The 3,604-nt window shown below is 70.5% G+C and carries 4 protein-coding genes; 2 read left to right on the forward strand and 2 right to left on the reverse strand.

The window, feature by feature from the left end:
• Positions 1-1,596 (reverse strand): DEAD/DEAH box helicase (locus QM634_RS03665; RefSeq protein ID WP_415041420.1); only part of this gene is annotated, 1,596 nt, incomplete at its 3' end.
• 202 nt (positions 1,597-1,798) lie between these two features.
• Between QM634_RS03665 and QM634_RS03670 the strand changes: the two genes are divergently transcribed.
• Positions 1,799-2,443, forward strand: coding sequence for a ferritin-like fold-containing protein (locus QM634_RS03670; protein ID WP_415041421.1), 645 nt, complete (start codon positions 1,799-1,801; stop codon positions 2,441-2,443).
• Positions 2,444-2,519: 76 nt separating this feature from the next.
• Positions 2,520-2,753 carry a DUF3107 domain-containing protein gene (locus QM634_RS03675; protein ID WP_415041422.1) on the forward strand — a complete coding sequence of 78 codons (234 nt, stop codon included), beginning with the start codon at positions 2,520-2,522 and terminating at the stop codon, positions 2,751-2,753.
• A gap of 4 nt (positions 2,754-2,757) precedes the next feature.
• Here QM634_RS03675 and QM634_RS03680 read toward each other — a convergent pair whose 3' ends face one another.
• Complete coding sequence (locus QM634_RS03680; protein ID WP_415041423.1) at positions 2,758-3,393, reverse strand: TetR/AcrR family transcriptional regulator; 636 nt, start codon at positions 3,391-3,393, stop codon at positions 2,758-2,760.
• Positions 3,394-3,604: the final 211 nt, after the last annotated feature.

A 3,604-nucleotide genomic window follows, 5' to 3' on the forward strand; every position in this document is an offset into this window, starting at 1 on the left:
CGCGGTGGGCGCCTGGGCCTGGTCCGCGGCACCGCCGGTGCCCTTGCCCCGGCCGCCGCGACGGCGACGTCGACGGCGCGGTGCACCGTCGCCCTCACCGGCGGTCGACGAGGCCGGCGCGGCACTCTCGGCCTTGGCGCCGTCGGCCTTGGCCGGACGCTCACCGTCGGCCTTGCCGCCGCGGGTACGGCTGCGGGTGCGCTCGGACTTGGGCCGGGCCGGTCGCTCGACGCGCTTGCGGTCGCGATCGCGGTCCTTGTTGCGCAGCCCCTGCGTACCGGTGGCCGTCTTCGGCGCACCGATCCGGCCGGTGGCCGACTCGGGGATGTTCAGTTCCTCGCGCAGGTGCTCGGAACTGGAGTAGGTCTCGACCGGCTCGGGGGTCTCGAGTCCGAGGGCGTTGTTGATCAGCGACCAACGGTGCATCTCGTCCCAGTCGACGAGGGTGATCGCGATACCGGTGCGGCCGGCGCGGCCGGTGCGGCCGATGCGGTGGACGTAGGTCTTGTCGTCCTCGGGGCACTGGTAGTTGATCACGTGCGTCACGTCGTCGATGTCGATGCCGCGGGCGGCGACGTCGGTCGCGACCAGCACGTCGATGGTGCCGTCGCGGAAGGACGCGAGTGCCTTCTCGCGGGCGCCCTGGCCCAGGTCGCCGTGCACGGCGCCGACGGCGAAGCCGCGCTCGGCCAGGTCGTCGGCGACTTTCTGGGCGGTGCGCTTGGTGCGGGTGAAGATCATGGTCGCGCCGCGGCCGTCGGCCTGCAGCACGCGGGCCACCAACTCGGCCTTGTCGAGCGCGTGCGCCCGGTAGATGTGCTGGGTGGTGCGCTCGTGCACCGCCGAGTCGTTGGCGTGCTCGGCGCGGATGTGGGTCGGCCGGTTCAGGAACGTGCGGGCCAGGGTCACGATCGGACCCGGCATCGTCGCCGAGAAGAGCATGGTCTGGCGCGCCGACGGGACGGCGGCGAGGATGCGCTCGATGTCGGGCAGGAAGCCCAGGTCGAGCATCTCGTCGGCCTCGTCCAGGACGAGGATCTCGACCTTGCCCAGGACCAGGTGGCCCTGCTGGGCCAGGTCGAGCAGGCGGCCGGGGGTGCCGACGACCACGTCGACGCCGGCCTGCAGCTCGGCGATCTGCGACTCGTAGGGGCGGCCGCCGTAGATGGCGGTCACCTTCAGCGGGCGCACGGTGCCGTCGGCGAGGGTGACGTCGACGCCCTTGCCGGCGACCTCGAGGTCGCCGTTGACCTGCAGACACAGCTCGCGGGTCGGCACGATGACGAGCGCGCGCGGGGTGTTGTCCAGTGCGCGGACGCCCGACTCGGGGGCGGTGACCAGGCGGTGCAGCAGCGGCACGCCGAAGCCGAAGGTCTTGCCCATGCCGGTGCGGGCCTGGCCGATCAGGTCGTCGCCGGCCAGGGCCAGCGGCAGCGTGAGCTCCTGGATCGCGAAGGTGTGGGTCTTGCCGTCGGCGGTGAGCGCGGCGACGATGTCGTCGTGCACACCGAGCTCGGCGAAGGTGGGAGCGGAGTGCTCCTCGTCGATGATGGTGGTCTGCACCGACTCGTCGGTGCTCGCAGCGGTATTGCTCATATGGGGTTGTCCAAAGCCTCTCGGATTGCTTCGCGCGCACCGACGGCTCGGGCCGGCTCCGACTGGAATCGCGGGCGCCCGAAGGGGCCGCGTGCGGAGCGATGCGCGCACATTGCGCGGCGCCGCATCCGATGATCACGGTGCAGCACCTGAGTGCAGTGTACTTGGTCAGCGCCGCGGGGCCCGCCTACCATCGGTGGACATGGACGAAAGCCCCGGCATTGCCAAGCTGTTCTCGGTCCTTCTCGCCGGCGAATACGCCGCCTACCAACGGTTGATCACCGAGTCCGCCATGGCGCCCGACGTGGCCGGCCGGATCGCCATCGGCCGCATGGCGGCCTCGGAGATGGGGCACTTCGACGAGCTGTCGGAGGAGCTGGTCAAGCGCGGGCTCGACCCGACCGAGCAGGTGTTGAAGTACGTCGACATCTTCGACCGCTACCACGGCACCACCAACCCGAAGACCTGGGACGAGGTCATGGTCAAGGCCTATGTCGGCGACGGTCTGGCCGCCGACTTCTACGGCGAGCTGGCCGACGCCCTGCCGAAGGAGGCGCACGACGTCGTGTCGTCGGTGATGCGCGAGACGGGCAACTCCGAGTTCGCCCGCGACTGGGTGCGCGCCCGCGTGGCCGCCGAGCCCGAGCTCAAGTGGCCGCTCACCCTGTGGGGCCGGCGACTGCTCGGCGAGGCGATCACCCACACCCAGTGGGTGTTGGCCGCCGAAGAGGACGTCACCGACCTGCTGTTCAGCGGCGGGACCACCGACCTGGCGCAGGTGTCGCAATTCTTCGACTCGGTCACCGAGCGGCACGCGCAGCGCATGGCCGATCTGGGGCTCGGTTAGGCCCCGACTTCCGCTGGTGGCGAAACGGCCACTGCACGGGGCCGTGGGCGCCGGGTCCTCGGCTACGCTCTAGACCATGAGCGTTGAAGTCAAGATCGGCATCGTCGACAGCCCCCGGGAACTGGCCGTGCAGGTGGCCGATGACAGCGAGAAGACCTTCGACGCGGTGTCGTCGGCACTGAGCGGCAAGAGCGAGCTGCTCACCCTGGTGGACGACCGCGGTTCGCGGTTCCTGATCCCGGCGGCGAAGATCGCCTACGCCGAGGTCGGCAGCGCCGAGGTGCGCCGCGTCGGGTTCGGCAGCAAATAACCGCTCAGGACTTGTCCGCGTTCTGATACGGGACGTGCGACAGTCCGCCCCACAGCAGGGCGACGGTCGTCTCGACGGCGACCTCCTTGTCGACCGGGCGGTGCGCGTCGATCCAGTAGCGCGCGTTGACCTGGCTGGCGCCGACCACGCCCGCGGCGAGCATGCGCGAGCGGTACGGGTCGAAACCGGAGTCGTGCATGACCAGCTCGTAGACCGCGTCGACGCAGGCCTCGATCGCGCCCTCGACCCGCTTGATGACCGCGGGGTCCTTGGCGTCGGAGGTGAAGATCAGCCGGTAGCCCGAGTTGTCCAGGTCGACGAAGTCGAAGAAGGCCTCCACCGCCGAGCGCACGCGCTGGCGGTTGTCGGTGCTGGTGCGCAGGGCGTCGTTGATGGCGGTGACGAGCTTCTCGGCGTGCGAGTCGACGACCGCGATGTAGAGGTCGAGCTTGGAGGGGAAGTGCTGGTACAGGACCGGCTTGGACACCCCCGCGTGGATGGCGATCTCGTCCATCCCGGCCGAGTGGTAGCCCCGCTCCACGAAGATCTCGCTGGCCGCGTCGAGCAGCTGCAAACGGCGCGCGCTGCGCGGCAGCCGCGTGCCGTTGCGGCCCGCGGGAGTCGTGCTGGACGAAGTCATGGGCTGCAGCCTACTCCCGTGGTGGTCGGGCGCATTTGGGCAACCTGGGCGTCACACGGTGGGAGCCTGCGCGGAAACCGGTGCGACCTGTGAGAAAGTTGAGGCGTGAACCGATCTGAGGACGGCCGTTCAGGCGCGCCTCGGCCCAGCGCGGGCGAGGCCGCCCGTTCTGGCGCGCATCGAGCGCCCTCGCAGCGCGGCGGCGCGCACC

Origin of the sequence: Gordonia sp. (in: high G+C Gram-positive bacteria), assembly GCF_047606305.1 — a bacterium.
Taxonomy (GTDB): domain Bacteria; phylum Actinomycetota; class Actinomycetes; order Mycobacteriales; family Mycobacteriaceae; genus Gordonia.